1 protein-coding gene and 1 pseudogene are annotated in these 2,699 nt (G+C 60.8%); one reads left to right on the forward strand and one right to left on the reverse strand.

The features are described 5' to 3' along the window. Nucleotides 1-481: 481 nt before the first annotated feature. On the reverse strand, nt 482-1,456 hold the full coding sequence (locus tag ACO48X_RS09875; RefSeq protein WP_485001921.1) for a proline-rich domain-containing protein: 975 nt from the start codon (nt 1,454-1,456) through the stop codon (nt 482-484). A gap of 492 nt (nt 1,457-1,948) precedes the next feature. On the opposite strand from ACO48X_RS09875, the pseudogene ACO48X_RS09880 reads away from it, so the two are divergent. Next, nucleotides 1,949-2,699: pseudogene (locus tag ACO48X_RS09880) on the forward strand (phosphoenolpyruvate carboxykinase (GTP)); the annotation flags it as partial.

Raw genomic sequence — 2,699 nt, forward strand, 5'->3', positions numbered from 1 at the left:
AGGGGCCGGCGACGTCCCTTCTTGGCGATGGTAGTCATGTGCTTGTCCCTATCTGATAAGCGTGTCCGTCATGTTCAAGAACAAAGGTAGCGACTGGGACGCTCGGCGCACAATCGGTTGGAGCGAAAGCGGCGGCCTTTGCTCCTCCCTTTACCTATAGTTCCCGGCTTTTGCCCGCAGGCGTGTCGCGAGTTCTTTGGCAAGTTGGGAATTCCGCGCAGGCCTGCGCTCTTTCGCGAACGGGAGCGGCACGGCAAGTCGAAACGCCTCGCGTGTTTTGAGCGATCGACGGGACTGCGCGTTGGATGTGTTCGGATGAACGAAGGGCCTCGCGCATATGACGGCTGAACTTAAACCGGTCGTGGTCGTTTAAGTGCGAGCCTTGTGTTCGGTTGCGTTCTAAGGCCTCTTCGGCCCGCCCGAGCCATGCGTCTTGCTCGGAGCGGGCCGAAGGTTTGTGCGGCGCTTGAGAAGCTGTCTGTCAGTAGCCGCCTTGCTGGGGCGGGTACTGGGAGTAGCCCTGCTGGTTCTGCGGCCCTCCGAACTGCTGCGGAGCCTGCGGCCCTCCAAACTGCTGCTGGTTCTGCGGCCCTCCGAACTGCTGCGGAGCCTGGGGTCCTCCGAACTGTTGCGGAGCTTGAGGCTGACCGAATGGGGCTGCGTAGGCTTGCCCGGAGTTAGACCCCTTCCCTTTTCGGGTCGCGAGGAAGATTATGACGCCCAAGAGAACCACGGCGCCGCCTCCGATGGCGAACCACGCCCACATTGGGAATCCGCCGTCGGAGTCTTTCTTAGAAGCTGCGGGATGGTCCAAAGTTCCGTCGGCCTTCTTCCCCGTGGCTTCTTCGTTGTTCTTCGCTGTTGTGGTTTCTTCGTCAGAGGGTTCCTCGTCGGAGCCGCCGTCCTTCGTGGCCTTGATTTCCGCTCCTTGGGCGAGGATGTCAAATCCCTCGTAGTTCACCGTGTTGCCGCTGATCTTTCCGTTTCCGGACGCTTGGGTGACCTTCCCGGGCATGACGATCTTGAACGTGACTTTGAGTTCGTTTTTCAAGCTTGAAGTGTTAAGGCTCGGAGTGCCAGGCACCTTGAGAACGTAGCCGCTAGAAGTCTTAGTGAGCCCAGACTCGTAGTTGCTCTGGTTCTGAGTCAGCTTGCACTTGAGGTTTCCTCCGTTGGAGAGGTCCTCCATCTTGGCCTTGTTCAGATCGATGCCGGCGCTGCTCCTTCCCTGCATGGCTTGTTTTATCCGCGCCATTGCCGATGCGCACGTCACGTTCTTGCCGGTCAGCTTGCCCTCGTCGTCTTCGACTACGACGCTCGATACGGACGTGCCGTCGTCTTTGAACTCTATGGTCGTGTCCATTTTGCACGCGGCGATCAGGAGCGTGAAGGGAAGCAAGGCTGCCGCGAGCAACCGAGACCGCTTCCTCATGGTTGTGCGTGGAAGAACGCTCATTGTTGAATCCTTAGTTTGAAGTGCGCTTGTCGCGCCGTACACGGAACAGCATAGTTGGTGGGAGAAAACGGCACACGTCGCCAGGTGGGGACTTCTCGTTCCTTGACCTGCCCGTTTCTTGCGTTTGGGCCGACGCGTCCCTTTCTTCCGGTCCGCTGTTGCTCTTGCTTGGGCCCTCCTGTCCTCTGTTCCGGCCCGCGCATTGCTTTTCGGGCCCTTTTGAGGCTTCGGCGGGCGCGGGGAAAGCCCCTCAGTCGTTCGTCGGACTCGTGCTTCGTCGGCGGTTTGCCGAGGCGCGGCGAAAGCTCCCGCGCCCGGTTCTATTGGACGGCTTCGACGACGTCGGTGTGTGAAAGATCGCACCCGCTGAGCCCAAGCTGTTCTGGGACGAAACGCACGGGAAATCCCCAGCCTTTTCCGCAACAATAGATGTCGTTCGCGCCGTGGCGACAAGGCTGCGGCAGCACATCGCAGACTCAGGAAGGAAACGCGATGACGGATAAGACCTACACCGTCGAAGAGGTTCGGGCCGGAGCGCCCGCCGAGGCCCCTGAAGAGTTGATTGAGTTCGTTGCGAAGACGGCCAATCTCGCCAAGCCCGACTCCATTTACTGGGCCGACGGCTCGGAGGAAGAATGGGATCGGCTCACCACCGAGATGGTCGAGGCTGGAGTTTTCACGCGCCTCAATCCCGAGAAGCGCCCCAACTCGTTCCTTGCGCGTTCGCTTCCCTCCGACGTCGCCCGCGTGGAGTCCCGGACGTTCATCTGCTCCGAGAAGGAAGAAGACGCCGGCCCGACCAACCACTGGTACGACCCGGTCGAGATGAAGAAGATCCTCAATGAGAAGTTCGACGGCGCCATGCGCGGCCGCACGATGTACGTCGTTCCCTTCTCCATGGGCCCGCTCGGCGGACCGATCTCCAAGCTCGGCATCGAGCTGACCGACTCTCCCTATGTGGTCACGAACATGCGCATCATGACCCGAATGGGCTCCAAAGCGCTCAAGCTCATCGGCGAGGGCGGCGAGTGGGTTCCCGCGGTGCACTCCGTCGGCTACCCCCTGCGCGACGCCGACGGGACCGTCCGTGAAGACACTGCTTGGCCCTGCAACGAGGAAAAGTACATCACGCACTTCCCGGAGACCAATGAGATCTGGTCCTACGGGTCGGGCTACGGCGGCAACGCGCTGCTGGGCAAGAAGTGCTACGCGCTGCGCATCGCCTCGACCATGGCCCGCCGCG

The sequence above is a fragment of the Peptidiphaga sp. genome (assembly GCF_057238965.1).

Bases quoted from the DNA above. Each gene is read 5' to 3' on its own strand.
- ACO48X_RS09875 (WP_485001921.1), bottom strand. From the start codon at position 1,456: ATGAGCGTTCTTCCACGCACAACCATGAGGAAGCGGTCTCGGTTGCTC.